Annotated in this window: 11 protein-coding genes; 4 read left to right on the plus strand and 7 right to left on the minus strand. The window is 65.7% G+C overall.

The window, feature by feature from the left end; genetic code table 11:
* Positions 1–10: 10 nt before the first annotated feature.
* Positions 11–880, plus strand: a complete 870-nt coding sequence (locus QE395_RS01530) for an energy transducer TonB (protein WP_306987358.1) — start codon at positions 11–13, stop codon at positions 878–880.
* A gap of 47 nt (positions 881–927) precedes the next feature.
* Here QE395_RS01530 and QE395_RS01535 read toward each other — a convergent pair whose 3' ends face one another.
* From QE395_RS01535 to QE395_RS01545, 3 genes are all read right to left on the minus strand, one after another.
* A complete protein-coding gene (locus tag QE395_RS01535) occupies positions 928–2,514 on the minus strand; it encodes a sensor domain-containing diguanylate cyclase (protein ID WP_306987359.1) in 1,587 nt (528 codons plus the stop codon).
* A gap of 121 nt (positions 2,515–2,635) precedes the next feature.
* Positions 2,636–3,652, minus strand: a complete 1,017-nt coding sequence (locus QE395_RS01540; RefSeq protein WP_306987360.1) for a cupin-like domain-containing protein — start codon at positions 3,650–3,652, stop codon at positions 2,636–2,638.
* A 61-nt stretch (positions 3,653–3,713) separates the two neighbouring features.
* A complete protein-coding gene (locus tag QE395_RS01545) occupies positions 3,714–6,722 on the minus strand; it encodes a TonB-dependent receptor (protein ID WP_306987361.1) in 3,009 nt (1,002 codons plus the stop codon).
* A gap of 421 nt (positions 6,723–7,143) precedes the next feature.
* On the opposite strand from QE395_RS01545, the gene QE395_RS01550 reads away from it, so the two are divergent.
* Positions 7,144–8,415: a sugar MFS transporter gene (locus QE395_RS01550; protein WP_306987362.1), complete on the plus strand. Its 1,272-nt coding sequence runs from the start codon at positions 7,144–7,146 to the stop codon at positions 8,413–8,415.
* 4 nt (positions 8,416–8,419) lie between these two features.
* Here the strand turns inward: QE395_RS01550 and QE395_RS01555 are convergent, their stop codons facing one another.
* A complete protein-coding gene (locus tag QE395_RS01555) occupies positions 8,420–9,427 on the minus strand; it encodes a LacI family DNA-binding transcriptional regulator (protein ID WP_093534866.1) in 1,008 nt (335 codons plus the stop codon).
* Positions 9,428–9,757: 330 nt separating this feature from the next.
* Here QE395_RS01555 and QE395_RS01560 point away from each other — a divergent pair, with 330 nt between their 5' ends.
* Positions 9,758–12,286, plus strand: coding sequence for an exo 1,3/1,4-beta-D-glucan glucohydrolase (locus QE395_RS01560; protein ID WP_306987363.1), 2,529 nt, complete (start codon positions 9,758–9,760; stop codon positions 12,284–12,286).
* A gap of 29 nt (positions 12,287–12,315) precedes the next feature.
* On the opposite strand, the gene QE395_RS01565 is transcribed toward QE395_RS01560, so the two are convergent.
* Positions 12,316–13,899: an MASE1 domain-containing protein gene (locus QE395_RS01565; RefSeq protein WP_306987364.1), complete on the minus strand. Its 1,584-nt coding sequence runs from the start codon at positions 13,897–13,899 to the stop codon at positions 12,316–12,318.
* Positions 13,900–14,219: 320 nt separating this feature from the next.
* On the opposite strand from QE395_RS01565, the gene QE395_RS01570 reads away from it, so the two are divergent.
* Positions 14,220–14,648, plus strand: coding sequence for a hypothetical protein (locus QE395_RS01570; RefSeq protein WP_306987365.1), 429 nt, complete (start codon positions 14,220–14,222; stop codon positions 14,646–14,648).
* Positions 14,649–15,168: 520 nt separating this feature from the next.
* Here QE395_RS01570 and rho read toward each other — a convergent pair.
* Complete coding sequence (gene rho / locus QE395_RS01575; RefSeq protein WP_306987366.1) at positions 15,169–16,941, minus strand: transcription termination factor Rho; 1,773 nt, start codon at positions 16,939–16,941, stop codon at positions 15,169–15,171.
* Positions 16,942–17,163: 222 nt separating this feature from the next.
* On the minus strand, positions 17,164–17,493 hold the full coding sequence (gene trxA, locus QE395_RS01580; protein WP_068854242.1) for a thioredoxin: 330 nt from the start codon (positions 17,491–17,493) through the stop codon (positions 17,164–17,166).
* Positions 17,494–17,859 lie beyond the last annotated feature (366 nt).

Genomic DNA, 17,859 nt, shown 5'->3' on the forward strand with positions numbered 1-17,859 from the left:
GAGTCGTGCAATGCGTAGCTCCCTTTACCTGGCACTGGCCCTGGCACTTGGCGGCAGCATCGTCGCCGCCGCACCGGACGCCGCCGCACAGACACGCAGCGAAATGCGCAGGACCGCCGAAGGCAGCATGGTGCTGACCGGGCAGGTCAACATTGGTACCGAAGGGCAGGTGGAAGGCTTCGTGCTGGACCAGCGCGAAAAGGTGCCGGCTGAACTGGCCAGCTTCGTTGACCGCTCCGTGCAGACCTGGCGCTTCGAGCCGATCGTGCGCGATGGCAAGCCCGTGCGTGCGCGCACCCAGGTGTCCATCCGCCTGGTCGCCAACATCGGGCCCGACGGCAAGGACATGGTCACGCTCGACGCCGCGACCTTCGGCGGGTACGACGCCACAAGCACCGACCAGGTCACCTCGATCACGCTGGCGCCGCCGCGGTTTCCCTCGGTCGCACTGAACATGGGTGGAAGTGGCGATGTGATGTTGATCGTGAAAGTCGGCCGTGACGGCAAGGTCATGGATGTGATCGCCGAACAGGTCAACCTGCGCGTGCTCGGTGACGCGCGTCGCATGGAGCGGCTGCGCGAGGCGTTCGCGAAGCAGAGCGTGGACGCCGCACATCGCTGGAGCTTCCGCGCCCCCAGCACGGGTGACGAGAAGGACAAGCCGTTCTGGTCCGTGCGCGTGCCGGTCAGCTTCGACTTCGGCGAAGTCACGCGCGGCTACGGCCAGTGGAACGTCTACATTCCGGGCCCGCGCGCGCATGCGCCCTGGCGGGAGGTCGGACCCGGCGAACAGGATGTGGCTGGCCTGCTGGCGGTCGGCGGCGTGTACATGACCGACGTCAGCAATGGCCCGCGCCTGCTGACCCCGCTGGGCGGGTAAGCAGCTGAAACACCGGATCGGCGCCGCGCGTCGATCCGGTTTCAGCATCAGCTTCCGGCCGGGCCGTCTGGCGCTGGATACACCACGGTCCGGTTGCGACCCTGTTCCTTGGCCATGTACAGCGCCTTGTCGGCCAGACGCAGCGCCTGCTGCGGGTCCTCGTGGTAGGACGGGTAGTGGGCCACGCCCAGCGACACCGTTACCGTGCCGACCTGTTCGAACACTTCTGCTTCCACCTGCAGGCGCAGGCGCTCGGCGATGCCTGCGCTGGCGGTGACGTCGATGCCGGGCAGCAGGATCAGGAACTCCTCGCCGCCATTGCGGCACAGCAGGTCGGTGTCGCGCGAATCGTCGCGCATCAGCTGGGCGATGCGCAGGATCACCGCATCGCCGACCGCATGGCCGAAGCGGTCGTTGATGGTCTTGAACCGGTCGATATCCAGCGCGATGATTCCGAACGGCTGCCCGCGTGCCTGCCAGTCTTCCAGCCCTTCCTGCAGGCCGCGCCGGTTCTGCAGGCCGGTGAGCGGGTCGGTCATGCTGGCGCGGTTGAGTTTGCCGATACGGTCCTGCAGCAGGTTGAAGCTGTACAGCAGCGCCTGCTTGAGGTGCGCGGCCTCGTAGTACCACGCCTTGATGCCGGTCACGTGGCGGATGGCGATGCCGGTGTCGCGGTTCTGCACGTTGCGCGCCATCTGCCACAGCGGCAGCGAAATGCGCCGGGCGAACCACCAGGTAACCAGCAGCGACAGCACGCCCAGCGGAATGGCATTCCAGATCACCGCTTTCATCAAGCGCGACAGCGGCGCCAGTGTGGCCTCCGTCGGGCGCTGTGCCACCACGCCCCAGCCCACGCTGGGCACCGGCGCGTAGCCGGCCAGCATCAGCACGCCGTGGCTGTTGCGCACTTCCTGCGCGCCCGAGTGGCCCTGGCTCACCGCCTTCACCGCCGGGTTCTCCAGGGCGAACTGGCCAACCCGGGTGGGTTCGATGTGGTACAGGATCCGGCCATTGCGGTCGACCACGTAAAGATACGAGCCGTCGCGGTAGTAGTGCTTGCCCAGCAGGCTCTGCAGGATGCTGCGCTGGCGCAGGTAGATGGTGCCGCTCACATAGCCTTTGTACTGGCCCTGCGGGTCGAAGATCGGGTGCGAGATGGCGACCAGCAGCCGGCCGGTGGCCGACTGGTAGGGATCGCTGATGTACGGCTCGCGGCGCTTGAGCGCCTCGCTGTTGCCCTGGCTGTTGAGCACCACCCCCTGCAGGGACAGGCTCAGCGGCGAGGTGGCCAGCACCGTGCCGGCCGGGTCCACGATCAGTACCGAGTTGAAGCTGTTGGTCTGCAGCTGCAGGCGCGCCGCTTCGGCTTCCAGCTCGGAGCGGGCATGCGCCCGCTGGCCCAGGCCGGTGGCGGCATAGGCCAGCTGCTGCTGCGCCGACAGCACGAAGTTCTGGGTGCTCTCGGCCAGCTTGCTGGCGTACACCCGGTTGGATTCGAGCGTGGTGCCGATCAGCTGTTCGCGCTGCACGCGGTAGCTGGCATGCAGGGTGTTGGCCAGGGCGACCAGCGCGCTGAGCAGGGCAAGCGCCAGGATCAGCTTGCCCAGGTTGAGGCGGGAGGACAGCAGGGGCATGGCAGAGTGACCGGCAGGATGCTGCGCCAACCGGTCCTACCGATGAGGCTGCAACGGGGCGGATGAGGGGGTCCCGGCGCGGATTATCACGGATTCACCCCCCAAAGGGGGAGGTCCGGACTCAGCGTTCCATCCGCTTGCGCAGCACGCTGCGCACATTGGCCGCCATGCCCTCATCCAGCGGACCCAGCACGCCGCGCTTGCTGTCGGGGATATGTGCGTTGGCTTCGCCATCGGCGCCGAACACGTAGTGGTCGAACAGTGCCCGCCAGTGCCTGCGCTGGGCCGGCGGCAGCCCGCGCAGCGCGAGCAGCGACAGCATCAGGGCATTCATCGGCGGGTCCATCCAGGCCGGCACCGGACGCCACCAGTAGTTCACCAGCACGTTGAAATCATCCAGCCCTTCCATGTGGTGCCACCACAGGGAAGGAATGAACACGGCATCACCGGGGCCCAGCTCGGCCACCTGGGCGCTGGCCATGGCCCGGGCAAAGCGCGGGAAGCGGTCCAGGTCCGGTTCGGCGAAGTCCACCAGGCTCACTGCCTGGCCGGCCGGGGTGAAATCCAGCGGACCGACATACAGGTTGCCGATCTGATCGGGCGGAAACAGGGTGACCCGGCGGCGGCCGGCGGCGACGCAGGCCAGGTTGTCGGGCACGTCGTGGTGGGCGGCGATGCGCGAGCGGTTGCCGATCCAGATGCTGGCCAGCGGTCCGTCCACGCCCAGCGCCAGCGGATTGTCCTGGCGGAAGCCGGGCAGGAAGCTGTCCAGCGTGGTCGAGGCCACGTAGATGGTGGGCGGTTCGGGCGTGCTGCGGTACTTGAGCAGCGTATCGAGCACCACTTTCAGCGCGATCTGCTCGCGGCGGAAGTTGAAGCCGCTCATGTCCGCGTTGTAGAAGATCCGCCCCTTTGCTGCGGGCGGCGCGGTCGTGGCGGTAACCGGCAGGGTGCCGTGGTCGTACTGCTTCAGGTGGGCGACCGCCGCATCGGCCGAGTCGCGCGCGGCGCCGACCATCGGCCAGTCCGCCACCAGCCCGCGGATCACCTTGGGCGTGGTCCAGCCCGGGAGAACCTCGGCCAGCCGGTGGCGGTCGAGGTCGCGCACTTCGTCGATCGGACCGGGCGTGGCAGGCATGGCAGGGTCGCTTGCAGGCGGTGGCGGTGTGGCGAGTGTAGACCCGCCACACCGCTGCTGCTCAGAACTTGTAGCGGACGCCGAACATGTAGCGCGGGCCGGTCTGGGTGGCGTAGCGCAGCATGTTGGTATGCCGTGCGTAGGTACGCATGGTCTCGTCGGTGAGGTTGATCGCCTCCAGGCTCAGCGACAGCTGCTCGCTGACCGCGTAGCTGATGTTGAGGTCGAGCTGGCCGTAATCATCGGTGTAGTTCGGGTTGGGACCCTGGCCGCCGATGCCGTTGAGGAACTTGTCGCGCCAGTTGTAGGCCGCACGGATCTGCCAGTTGTGCTTGTCGTAGAACGCCACCAGGTTGGCCGAATCGCTCAGGCCCACCATCGGGTACTGGTCGCCCAGGCTCTGGTTGTCGAAGGTCAGCCCCGACTTCACCTTGGTGTAGTTCGCCGCCAGGCCGAAGCCGGACTGGCCGAACAGGTGCTGCACCGCCACTTCCCAGCCATCGAGATGGTCCGAACGCTGGTTGGCCGGCAGGGTGATGTCGAAGCCGGCGATCGGATCGCCAGGCTGCCCGACGATGGTGCCGGTGAGCTGGCCGGCCGAGTTGGTGCCGGTGGCGGTCACGCCCGGCTGGCCGTTGAAGTTGGTGAAGATGTAATCGCGGATGCAGGGCATGTCGCTCACCCCGCAACCGGCCGCCAGCGCTGCGTTCCAGTAGGCGCCACCCACCGGGGTGTGCAGGTTGCCGGTGTTCTCGCGGACGATGGTGTTGCTGATGAAGTTCTTGATGTTCTTGCGGAAGAAGCCGACCGAGGCGTAGCTGGATTCGCCGTAGTACCACTCCAGCGACAGGTCGAAGTTGTCCGACAGCAGCGGCTCCAGCGCCGGGTTGCCGCGCGACCCGCTGCCACCCTGGGTGCGCACGATGTCGGCCAGCGACTGCCCGCTCTGGATCTGGTCCCACCCCGCGCGGCCCAGGCTGCGGCTGTAGCTGCCGCGCAGCGCCAGCGTATCGCTGATGTCCAGCTTCAGGTCCAGGTTGGGCAGCACATAGTCGTACTTGCCGCTGTCGCTGATGAAGCCGCTTTCGCTGGCGTATTCGATGTTGAGCTCGTTGGCCGAACTCCAGCTGATCCCGTTGGGCACGCGCACCATCGCGGTGGAATCCACGTCGGTCTGCTCATAGCGCACGCCGACGGCCACGTTCAGCGGCATCGACCAGTCGAACGTGGTGCGGTACTGCAGGAACGCGCTCTTGGACGTTTCGTTGGTGCGGATGTCCTGCGAATACTCGGTGGGAGCCACGTAGCAGGTCGGGCAGGCCGGGTCGGACGCGGTGCCGACCTGGGCGGCGCGGTTGATCAGCCTGTCGAAGTCGAACACCAGGAACTGGCCGGTCAGGCGCGGATCGTTGTGCCCCGAGAACGCATCGAAGTACCTGGCCATGTCGTCGGCGTACCAGATGCTGTCATCGTAGTCGGCCGGCGTGCCGAGGCCGCCCCAGCTGTTGCGCTGCATGATCGCCGAGGCCGAGCGGTTCTTGACGTCGGTGTAGCCCACGCCGAAGTCCAACGCGGAGTAGTCGGCGAACGTGAAGGTACCGCGGCCCTGGTACTGTTCCACCTCGGACTTGTTATAGCTGTTCTGGAACACAGAGCCTGTGACCAGGGCATCGGCCGCCTGCACACCGCCTGGCGGCAGTGCGATGTTGATGATCGGCAGGTCGCCGCTGTAGTCGACCGTGGTCTTGCCGCGCACGAACGCGGCAACCCCGAGCACGCCAGCCGAACCATACGGGCTGTCGGGCTGCGATTCGCCGGTGGAATGGTGGGCGTCGAAGTTCAGGGTCAACGCATCGTTGACTTCCCACTCCACGTTGAAGCCCAGCGAGTCCAGCGTGTTCTTCGTGGCCAGCTGCGCACCACCCATCGACACGTCCGAATTGACCATGTCTTCGCTGTAGATGATCGGCGCGGCGACCGGGCCGTTGGTCCAGATGCTGTCGCCCGGGCCATAGTTGAACCACACCGACAGCTCACTGCGCTGCTGCTGCACCTTGTTTTCCACATAGGTGTAATCGAGCGTGGTGGTCACGTTGTCGACCGGCTTCCACTGCAGGGTGGCCTGGCCGTTGGTGCGCTGGCGCTGCACGCCGTTGACGTTGTAGGCGGTGTTCTGCGGGCGGCCGTACACGTCATCGGGGCCGGGACGATTCTGGATGCGGTCCGCGTAGCCCTGGCCCGGCTGCGGCAGCACGCGCCAGTCAGTGGTGTTGTCGCCTTCGAACGTGGCCCAACCTTCGGCCACCGTGGCCTGGTTGAAGCCGGAATCGCGCTCCTGGTAGCTGCCGCTCAGCATCACGCCCACGCGACCATCGGCATAGGTGTCACTGAAGATGCCGGAGATCTCACCTGTGTACTTCGAACCCTGCAGCGTGCTGGGCAGGTTGTCGTTGGAGGTGTCGTTGACGGCCTTCAGGCCGACGCTCACCACCGGCGCCGATTCGAGCGGGCGCAGGGTCTTGACGTTGATCGTGGCACCGATGCCACCGGTCGGGTTGTCGGCACGGGTGGTCTTGAACACTTCCACCGCCGAGATCGACTCGGAGGCGATGTTGGCGAAATCGAACGAGCGCGAGCCGGACAGGCCGGCGCCGCCGTTGCCCAGATTGGAGGCCGGCATCTGGCGGCCGTTGAGCAGCACCAGGTTGAAGTCCGGGCCGATGCCGCGAACGGTCACCTTGGAGCCTTCGCCGCTGGAGGTGCGGTCGATCGACACGCCGCTGATGCGCTGCAGCGATTCGGCCAGGTTGGTATCGGGGAACTTGCCGATGTCCTCGGCCACGATGCCGTCCACCACACCCTGGCTGTCGCGCTTGAGGTTCATGGACGAAGTGAGGCTGCCACGGATACCGGTGACCTGCACCGTATCAAGCGTGGCCGGATCCAGCCCTTCCGACGACGACGCAGCGCCGTCGCGGGTGGTGTCCTGGGCCCACGCCGGCCCGGCCAACACGGCGAGCAGCGCGGAAGTGAGCATTGCCTTGCGGGGTACGGCCTTGTACGTCTTCATTGCAGCTCCCTCCCCAGGGAAATCGGTAATGGCAGTCCTACGGCGTCTGACACGATTCAACAACGATGTGGGCGGATTGGGCCGATGCCTGACAGCGTTGTCAACAAACTGCCATGAAGCGCATCGTTCGCGGTGTCGCGCGTGGGTGTCCCTGCGTGTCCCGGGGCGGGTCGCTGTATACGCGCCAAACCCTGCAATGCGGGCCTTTCAGCCCTGTTTTGCCGGGACGTCAAGCGCCCGATTCAGTCGGGTCTGCTCGTTGTGCAGTGCAGAACGAAACTGCGCGAAACCCGTTTTCGGGCAGGTGACGGTGACTGTCGCGTGTTCTGACCGGTTGTCTGACAGCGCTGGACAACAGGACGCCAAGCAGGTTCCATGTCTGGCCGCCGCATGGCTGGCATTCCCATCAGAAGGACAGGCAATGGACACTTCCACCGTGGTTCGCGGGCAGCACGTACAGAGCACACGCATGGCACTGGCCGTGGTGACGGCGATCTTCTTCATGTGGGGCTTCATCACCTGCCTCAACGACATCCTGATTCCGCACCTCAAGTCCGCGTTCTCGCTGACCTGGGTGCAGGCGATGCTCATCCAGTTCACCTTCTTCGGCGCGTACTTCCTGATGTCGCTGCCGGCGGGCCGGCTGGTGGCTGCGGTGGGCTACAAGCGCGGCATCGTGGCCGGTCTTGCGATCGCCGGGGTCGGCGCGCTGCTGTTCTGGCCCGCGGCCGCGCTGCATGTATACGGGCTGTTCCTGGGCGCGCTGTTCGTGCTGGCCACCGGCATCACCGTGCTGCAGGTCGCGGCCAACCCGTATGTGGCGCTGCTGGGGCCGGAGCAGACCAGCTCCAGCCGGCTCACCCTGGCCCAGTCGATGAACGCGCTGGGCACCACCATTGCCCCGCTGTTCGGTGGCCTGCTGATCCTGGCGGCCGAACCGCGCAGCGCCGAGCAGCTCGCGCTGCTGCCGCAGGCCGAAGCGCTGGCTTACCGCGCCGCTGAAGCACAATCAGTGCAGGTACCGTACTTCGGCCTGGCCACCGCATTGTTCGTGCTGGCCGCGGCGATCTGGATGTTCCGCCTGCCCAGCATTGCCGGGGTGGAAGACAGCAAGGAGCAGGGCACGCTCGGTGCGGCGCTGCGCCACAAGCACCTGGCCTTCGGCGTGCTGGCGATCTTCTTCTACGTGGGTGCGGAAGTGTCCATCGGCAGCGTGCTGGTCAACTTCCTGTCCATGCCGGGCATCGGCGAAGGCCTGACCGAGCAGGAGGCCACGCGCTATGTGTCGCTGTACTGGGGCGGTGCGCTGGTCGGCCGCCTGGTCGGTACGTTCCTGCTGGCGCGCTTTGATCCGCGTCGCCTGCTCGGACTGTTCGCGCTGGTGGTGATGGGGCTGCTGGCGGTGACCATGCTCGGCACCGGCGAGCTGGCCAAGTGGAGCGTGGTCAGCGTGGGTCTGTTCAATTCGATCATGTTCCCGACCATCTTCGCGCTCGCCATCGGCGGCCTGGGCCCGCTCACCGGGCAGGGCTCCAGCCTGCTGGTGATGGCGATCGTGGGCGGCGCGGTGGTTCCGCTGGCGGTGGGCTGGTTGGCCGACCACTACGGGCTGCAGGCTTCGTTCCTGCTGCCGATGCTGTGCTACCTGTTCATCGTGTTCTATGCATGGCGCGGGTCGCGCCGCTACGCCTGACCCCTCAACGGCGCCGGGGTGCGTGGGTGGATTCACGCACCAGCACCGCATGGTCCACGGTGACCATGCGGCCGGCCTTCGGCGAGCGGATGCGTTCGATCAGCTGTTCGGTGGCCAGCCGGCCCATCGTGTCGGTGGGCTGGCGCACGGTGGTCAGGGCCGGGTAGATGTGCCCGGCAATGGGCGTGTCATCGAAGCCGCACACGGAAAGATCGCGCGGCACGCGCAGGCCGCGCTGGCCAGCCACCCGGAACACCGCGGCGGCCATGTCGTCGTTGGCCGCGAAGATCGCGGTGGGCGGCTCGGGCAGGTCCAGCAGCGCATTGGCCGCGTCGATGCCCGATTCGAAAGAGAACTGGCCGTTCACCACCAGCGCCGGGTCGTACTCAATGCCCGCGTCGCGAAGTGCCTGGCGGTAGCCGGCGAGGCGCCACTGGCACGCGCCATGCGCGCGCGGGCCTTTGATATGGGCGATGCGACGGTGGCCCTGCGCGACCAGATGGCCGATCAGTTCCACCACTGCGGTGGTTTCGTCCATGCGTACGCCGATGCGCCCTTCGGGATGGCGCGGTGCGATGCTGGAAAACGGAATCTCGTTGTCTTCCAGGTACGCCAGCACCACCGCATCGTCGGTCAGCGGCGGGATCAGCACCACGCCATCGGGCCTCGAGTTCTCGAACAGTGCGGCGAGGTCGGGCAGGGTGCGCCGGCCGATGCCGACCGGCCCCAGGATCAGGTTGTAGTGGTTGGCATGACAGGCTTCCAGCATGCCGTTCTGGATTTCCATCAGGTAGTTGCGCGAGGGGTTGTTGTAGACCAGCGCCAGTGCATACGAGCGCTGCCCGGCCAGGCTGCGCGCCGACAGGTTCGGTTTGTATCCCAGCCGGGAGACCGCAGCGAGCACGCGGTCGCGCGTTTCCACCCGTACGTTCGGCTCGTTGTTGAGCACGCGCGACACGGTCTTGATCGAAACGCCCGCAATGGCGGCGACATCCTCGATACGACTACGCATGGTGCGATGGATCCTCCTGGAGAGCCCGGCCGGCCGCTGCCGATGGTAATGCGCCTGTGTCGTTTCGGGATTACCGAAGCAGGCGGATGGTGCCACGTTGCGGGGTATTCGTGCACGGTCTGGATTTCCATGCGGCGCTGCAACAGCAACTGCGGATTCTCTTCCCCTTCGAAAACCTCAGGCCCAGCAATCACGGGGATGCCAGGACAACGCGCTCGCCAAACAGTTGACAGGGCCACGCCCGGCTTATATGACAGCGCTGTCACCGGAAGCGCTGAAGCAGACCGCGCCCGGTCCATCATCCGCACATTTTCTTGGAGGTAGATGCACGTGAGCAGCGCCCGGAAGACTCTTCTTACCGTCTGTGTCCTGACGGCATTGGCCGCCCAGGCGCATGCCTCACCCGCCGCCGAGCGCCTGCAGGACTGGCCGCAGGTGACCAGTGCGATCGCCTCCGACCCGGCCATCGAAAGCCGCGTGCGCAGCATCCTTGCGCAGATGACCCTGGCCCAGAAGATCGGGCAGATGACCCAGCCGGAGATCAAGCAGATCACCCCGGAGCAGGTGCGTACCTACTACATCGGCTCGGTGCTCAATGGCGGTGGCTCGTGGCCGGGCATGGACAAGCACGCCAGCGTGGCCGACTGGGTCAAGCTGGCCGATGCCTATCACGCCGCATCGCTGGCCACCGACGCGCGTACCCCGGTGCCGGTGATCTGGGGCACCGATGCCGTGCACGGCCACAGCAATGTGTTCGGCGCCACGCTGTTCCCGCACAACATCGGCCTGGGCGCCACCCGCGATGCCGCCCTGATCGAGCGCATCGGTGCCGCCACCGGCAGCGCCACCCGTGCCACCGGCATCGGCTGGGTGTTCGCGCCCACCCTGGCCGTGGCACATGACCCGCGCTGGGGCCGGACCTACGAAAGCTTCTCGTCCGACCCGTCCATCGTGCGCGAATACGCCACCGCCTACGTCAAGGGCGCGCAGGGCCGCTTCACCGGCGACGGCAACGTGGTGGCCACGGCCAAGCACTACGTCGGCGATGGGGCCACCGACAACGGCCGCGACCAGGGCGAGGCCACGGTGGACAAGGCCACCATGATCAACGTGCACGGCCAGGGTTACTTCGGTGCGCTGGGCGAAGGCGTGCAGACGGTGATGGCCTCGTTCAACAGCTGGAACGACCGTGCCGGCGGCGTGGACTACGGCAAGATGCACGGCAGCCAGGCGCTGCTTACCGGCGCGCTGAAGGAAAATATGGGTTTCGACGGCTTCGTCGTCTCCGACTGGAACGGCATCGCCCAGGTACCCGGCTGCCGCAACGACAGCTGCGCCCAGGCGATCAACGCCGGTAGCGACATGGTGATGGTGCCCGACGACTGGAAGGCCTTCATTACCAACACCATGGCCCAGGTGGAGAGCGGCGAGATTCCGATGGCGCGCATCGACGATGCGGTGACCCGCATCCTGCGCGTGAAGCTTCGTGCGGGCTTGTTCGAGCACAAGCCGTCCGACAGCCGCTTCGCGGGCGACGCCAACGCCGTGCAGCACCGCGAGCTGGCGCGTGAAGCCGTGCGCGAATCGCTGGTGCTGCTGAAGAACCAGGACAAAGTGCTGCCGCTCAAGCGCGATGCGCGCGTGCTGGTGGTGGGCAAAAGTGCCGACAGCCTGTCCGACCAGGCCGGGGGCTGGTCGCTGACCTGGCAGGGCACCGAGAACACGAACGCCGATTTCCCCAATGCCGATTCGGTGCTGGGTGCGCTGCGCGCCGAACTGGGCACGCAGCAGGTGACCTACAGCGCCGATGCCAAGGGCATCGATGCGTCGGCGTTCGACGTGGTGGTCGCGGTGATCGGCGAAACGCCGTACGCCGAAACCAACGGCGACATCCTCGCCTCGGACACGGTCAGCCACAGCCGTGCGCAGCCGCAGGACCTGGCCGTGCTCAAGGCCGCCGCCGCCACCGGCAAGCCGCTGGTCACCGTGTACTTCTCCGGCCGCCCGATGTACACCAACGACCTGCTCAACCTGTCGCAGGCGTTCGTTGCCGCGTGGCTGCCGGGCACCGAAGGCAAGGGCATCACCGACGTGCTGGTGGCTGGCAAGGACGGCAGGCCCGCGCACGACTTCCACGGCCGGCTCAGCTTCCCGTGGCCGGGCGTGCCGTGCCCGGCACCGATCGACCGCCCAGACCCGAAGCGCCCGGACCTGTTCAAATTCGGCTATGGCCTGAGCTATGCCAAGCCCGCGCAGGTCGCGCGCCTGCCCGAAACCAACCCGGATCATTGCGGCGAAGTGACCACGCTGCCGATCTTCAACCGCGTGGATACCGCGCCGTTCTCGCTGCACATCGCGGCCGGCGGTGCCACCCAGCCACTGGGCAACGATCTCAACGCCAGCCTGCGCTGGCCCACCGCCACGCCGGTGGCCGAGGTGCGCACGGTGCAGATCAACACGCAGCAGGACGCCCGCGAAGTGACCTGGCTGGCCCCGGCGCAGCTGATCGCGCGCAGCACCTCGCGGCGCAACCTGGGCGCGCTGGCGCGCAGCAACGGCGCGTTGCAGTTCGACGTGATGGTGCAGCACCCGCCCGCCTCGCCGGTAATGGTGACCATGCAGTGCGGCACCGGCTGCGAGGGCGGCGTGGATATCGCCCCGGCGCTGGCAACGCTCACCCCGGGCCAGAAGCGCACGGTGACCATTCCGCTGGCCTGCTTTGCCAGCAAGGGCGTGGACCTGGGCGCGGTGGAAGCCCCGTTCGTGGTCAGCGCGGACAAGCCGTTCGCCGCGGCCTTCACCCAGGTGCGGGTGGCGACGAAGGCGGACAAGGCCGAGGGGGTGGTGGAGTGCAGGTGACGTGCGGGTCAGCCGGGCATTGCCCGGCTCTACCGCTGAGCTGATCGGCGCCGAGCTGCTACGGCCTTGCTGTCAGCGTCGGTGTCTGCTTGTTCCAGCAACAGGATTCGGATGCGGTTGCGGCGGCACTGAATGGTTCCGCCGTAGGCCAGCGGTCTTCCCGTCAGTCGTTCGATGGCTGCGGCCAGCGTCTCGCTGGAAAGGCTGTGGTGAGGGTCCTGTATGGCAACCGACACGACGATTCCCCTGATATCGGCCGATGCCCCGCAGCGTGCGCGGATCTGTATCTGGCCCGGCTCGCGGTCCAGCAGCAGGGAAACTGCATCGATAATGGTGCGGTACGCGGCAAGCTGAAGGCCGACACTCAGCCTGCATGGGTCCCCCGTCAGTCGATGCGGTGCCACGCGCTCCGTTGCCTTCCATGCTTCATCAATACCGCCAATCTGGAGGGCGAGGTAGAGCCCTACGTGTTCCAGCGACGTTGGGTAGACCATCGTGACCTGCTCGCGGAATTTTCGGGAGTGGAGAGCGGTAACCTTCAAGAGGCCGCCTGCGAGATCCTGGTGGCCTTTGGTCTTGAGCCACTCAGCAACGTCGCTCAGTGAGGCATCGAAACCCTCGCTGAGCTGCCGTATGTCCAGCACCCGCGAGCGGAGTTCCTTCTCAGTGGCGGTATGAGCCGCTCTGGAGTGGCAAAGGGCTCGCTCTTTCTCAAGCTTGTGGAGTCTGAGCTCTTGGTAATAGTGGGAGAAGCATGTGCCAACGGCCAGAAGCGCTATCCCAACCAGCGCCAGGCTCTGTTGGGCCGAAAAGGCCGCGGGATCGAAGGAGTCCGCCGTACCCGACGCAGGCATGGTCAGGCGCACGATCAAGCTCCAGATGGGCACGCTGACGGCAGCTCCCCTCCAGCCATGCATGCAGGTCAAGGCGATGGCAGGCAGGGCGAGCAATAGAAGAATGTTGGTTTTGGCCGGGCCAGGAGCCGCCGGGATCCATAGCGCCGCGAATCCAACGAAGGCCATCAGAACGAGGCAGATGACTGTCGGCACCATCAGTCCGGTCTGCAGGACAAACGCCTCTTTCCGATGCGTCCAAAGCAGCGCCAGCGGCGCGATCGTGAGGATCCCTATGAAATCGCCCACCAGGAAGCGAACCGCGTCCGTACCAAAACCCGCCGCTGGAGGGTTGGGCCAGAGCAGGTATGGGATCAAAAGGTTCAATGTCGTCACCGTGACAGTCGACACGGCGGCTACACAAATGAGCCAAACCCCTGCTCGTGAACTCATGATCCGCCGATGCAGGTGGGTGATCAACATGACCGCAGGCATCAGCACGGCCGAGCTGACGACGAACCACGTCCATCCGTAGCGGTCGATCAAGGGATATCGGGCAAACGCGAAGTAGCAGTACTCGCCGACGAGAAGGTAGGGCCAAAGTCGCAGCGGAGTGAGAAGGAGTGCTGCGATTCGTATGCCGGCGGGAAGATAGAACTGATCCATCGACACCTCGCGTGCTACCCAGTACGCAAATGCGTAGACAAGCGCGATGGCAAGGCCCAGTGGGCGAATGCGAAAGTTCAGATGCAGTCCGTTCTTCAGCCACTCCGTTTGCATGCGATTCTCCGTTTGCCGAAGACGACACCCTGAGGATGCAGGTGGTCGTCGGGTGCGGACGGTATCGGCGAAATAAGCGCGATGCAATGGTTGTCTTGAATTATAGGAAAGATACGAGACTTGCAGAAATCGTGTGTTCTTGCGGGACGTCACACGCTGTTGGTGATGCTCGTTCGATCTTCAATCTGGGCGGGAAGATCTCCAGGCGTCTGTATCGCAGGGGCATCGTGCATATGAATCAGAGGATCTTCAGGGGAACACTCTGCTGAAGGAACTACGCTTCGCTCGGCACTTTTGCCACTCACCCAATGGAGGTCAACGTGAGGTTTTTGTCCATCTGCAGCGCGACGTCCGTGCTGCTTCTCGCCATGGCGCCGATGTCGGCCACGGCTCAGTTGAGTGACCATCATGGGAACGAGTTGGCATCCCATGGATTGGGGCAATCTCACCCGATGGCCAGTAACGCGAGCCAGGATCCGAACTGGCAGGTGTACGGCTTTGAGCGCGATGGAATCTCGTACTTTCAGGTGAATGATCTTGCCGGTCGGGTTCACGTGATCATCGGGCGAGCCGGCGACACGTTCTGGACGTTGCCTGCTGGCGACGTGCCATTCCGTGCGTCTGTCCCGACGCGTCGTGAGTCCGTGCCAGAGGGCGCTGACAGCGCCGTGGTATTCCGGCATAAGGACTTCTCGATCGTGCGCTATGGAGTTGGAAAAGAGGTAGTGTGGTCGGTGGAGGTTCCCTGAGCCGCCTTGGAAAAAGCAACCTTGGAGAATGGTGTGGCTGCTCGGGTTGATGCGTGGATCAGGGGCGTCACACGGCCGGCCAACGGCGCGCGCGACCGGGATCGAGCTGACCGGTCTCTGTCGGAGAGGTGACGCTTTAGGAACAGATTCAAAGAAAGCCTGCCGGGTCGTGGGTAGTGTGCGGGTCATACGCACGCGGGGAACCGGCTATGACACTTGTTCACGTCCTGGGTGGGGCATCGCTGCTGATCCTGGTGGCGGTGTCCACGGTGATCAGAGCCGGGATCGGGTTGGATTGGGGGAGTCCGGAACCAGCGGCTCCGGACGCTGCGGAAGAAACCGCTGCGGACGCGGTGGAGGCTGTGGAAGAGCCGGTAGCAGGGTTGGTTGCGCCACACTTCGGGCCATTGTTGGATCGGATGCGGCCTTGAGGTGTACCGACCAACGGCCGTTACCTACCGGTTTGCATGAAAAAGGCCCCGCAGTGCGGGGCCTTTTTCTGTTTCGATCTTGGCGCCGATCAGCGCTTCATCGAACCGAAGAACTCGTCGTTGGACTTGGTGTTCTTCATCTTGTCGAGCAGGAACTCCATCGCGGCGATTTCGTCCATCGGGTGCAGCAGCTTGCGCAGGATCCAGATCTTCTGCAGCAGCTCCGGTTCGATCAACAGGTCTTCGCGGCGGGTGCCCGAACGGTTGATGTCGATGGCCGGGTACACGCGCTTTTCGGCGATACGACGGTTCAGATGCACTTCGCTGTTGCCGGTGCCCTTGAACTCTTCGTAGATCACCTCGTCCATCTTGCTGCCGGTGTCGACCAGCGCGGTGGCGATGATGGTCAGGCTGCCGCCTTCTTCAACGTTACGCGCGGCACCGAAGAAGCGCTTCGGGCGGTGCAGGGCGTTGGCGTCCACACCACCGGTGAGCACCTTGCCGGAGCTGGGAACCACGTTGTTGTAGGCGCGTGCCAGGCGGGTGATCGAGTCGAGCAGGATCACCACGTCCTTCTTGTGTTCCACCAGGCGCTTGGCGCGCTCGATCACCATTTCGGCAACCTGCACGTGGCGCGCGGCCGGTTCGTCGAAGGTGGAGCTGATGACTTCGCCGCGCACGGTGCGCTGCATTTCGGTCACTTCTTCCGGACGCTCGTCGATGAGCAGCACGATCATGTGCACGTCCGGGTGGTTGGTGGTGATCGCCGTCGCCACCTGCTGCATCAGCATGGTCTTACCGGCCTTGGGCGGGGAGACGATCAGCGCACGCTGACCCTTACCCTGCGGTGCCATCAGATCCATGATGCGGCCGGTAATGTCTTCGGACGAACCGTTGCCACGTTCCAGAGTGAAGCGCTTGCGCGGGAACAGCGGGGTGAGGTTCTCGAACAGCACCTTGTTCTTGGACGCTTCCAGCGGCTCACCGTTGATGGTGTCCACGATCGACAGCGCGAAGTAACGCTCGCCGTCCTTCGGGAAGCGGATGCGGCCGGACAGGTGGTCGCCGGTGCGCAGGTTGAAGCGGCGGATCTGGCTGGGCGAAATGTAGGTATCGTCCGGCCCGGCCAGGTAGCTGGCTTCAGCCGCGCGCAGGAAGCCGAAGCCGTCCGGCAGGATTTCCAGCACGCCGTCGGCGGCCACGCCGTCGCCATGGCGGGTGAGCACCTTGAGCAGGGCGAAGATCACGTCCTGCTTGCGGGCGCGGGCGACGCCTTCGGAGATCTGCAGCTGCTCGGCGATTTCCAGCAGCTTCTGGGCCGGCATGCGCTTGAGGTCGCTCAGCGAATAGACCGGGAAGCCCTCAGGCACGTTGGCCTGCTGGCTGCGCACGAACGGCTGCTGTTCGCCATTGTCCTGCGGCATGCCGTCGTCGCGGAAGCCGCCACCACCACCGCCGCGATTGCGGTCGCGGTCACGGCGATTGCGGAAACGGTCACGGCGGTTGCCCTGACCTTGGTTCTGGCCCTGGCCCTGGTTCTGACCCTGCTGGTACGGGTTCTGGCCGCCCTGCGGGTTGTTGTTGTTGTTGCGCTGACCGCCGTCGGCGGCGTCCTGGCCACCGCCCTGCGGGGCCGGGGCATCGCCGCCGGAAGCGGCCGGTGCCTGGGAGGCCTGCTGCGGCGCTGCCGGTGCAGCCGGCGCCGGCGCGGCGGGCGCGGCAGCCAGGGGCAGGGCGTTCTGTTCGGGAGAAGACCCGGTGTCGGCGCTGCTGGCAGCGGCCTTGGCGACGCGCGGCTTGCGCACGCGCTTCTCGGCGGGCGCGTCGGCGCTCCCGGGTTCGGAAGTAGTGATATCGGACAAGTGCTGAATTCCTCGCTGGAAGGTGCGAGCGCCCGGCAGGGGCGGCGAACGTTGGGAAGGGATTCTGGAAAGAAACGTCGTCCAGAAGATGCGGCGCGCGAATGCGGCCGGATATGCCGACACTAACACCGGCTCGCGGCAGCGCGCAAGCCGGGTGGGGCAGGGTCATTCATGCGGGCGTGGGGCCCGCGGGGCAGCCGGGGTGGCCGGCTGCCGGGTGGCTCAGGCCAGGGCCTTGTCGAGCAGGCCGGCCAGCTGGGCCTTGCCGACGGCACCGATCTGCTCGCCAACCTTCTCACCGCCCTTGAACACCACCAGGTACGGGATCGAGCGCACATGGTACTTGGCCGCCAGTGCGCGGTTGTTGTCCACGTTGACCTTCACGACCTTGGCGCGGCCCTGGTAGGCGTCGGCCAGCTCGTCGAGGGCCGGGGCGATCATCTTGCAGGGACCACACCATTCGGCCCAGAAATCGACCAGGACCGGTTCCTTGGAATTCAGCACGGCGCTATCGAAGTCGGCATCGCCGACATGTACAACCTTGTCGCTCATCTTGGTCTCTCGTTTTGGAGTGCACCCGGCAGGGCCGGAGGGGTTGAACCTGGACAGGGCTGGGGGCCTGGTCCGCGTCTGCTGCCTCGTGGCCGCGGGTGCGGCCAGCGGTGCGTCCGATGGATGCCTGGACGCTCACGGCCGGCAGTGTACCCCTATCGTCGCGGGGCGACAGACACCGGTTGGAAAGAATCATCCTGTGACCGTCATCGCGCTTTGCCGGGGCTGGCGGGAACGATATGCGGGTGGGGCTCTGGCGGTTCCAGCCCCTTGGATCCGTCCGTTCAACTGGGGGTGGGGGCCGTGAAAGGCCGCCACGCAGGGCGTGGCGCTACGGCTGGGCGGTCCGTCGCATGGGGGTCTGCG

The organism is Stenotrophomonas sp. SORGH_AS_0282 (assembly GCF_030818125.1).
Taxonomy (GTDB): domain Bacteria; phylum Pseudomonadota; class Gammaproteobacteria; order Xanthomonadales; family Xanthomonadaceae; genus Stenotrophomonas; species Stenotrophomonas rhizophila_A.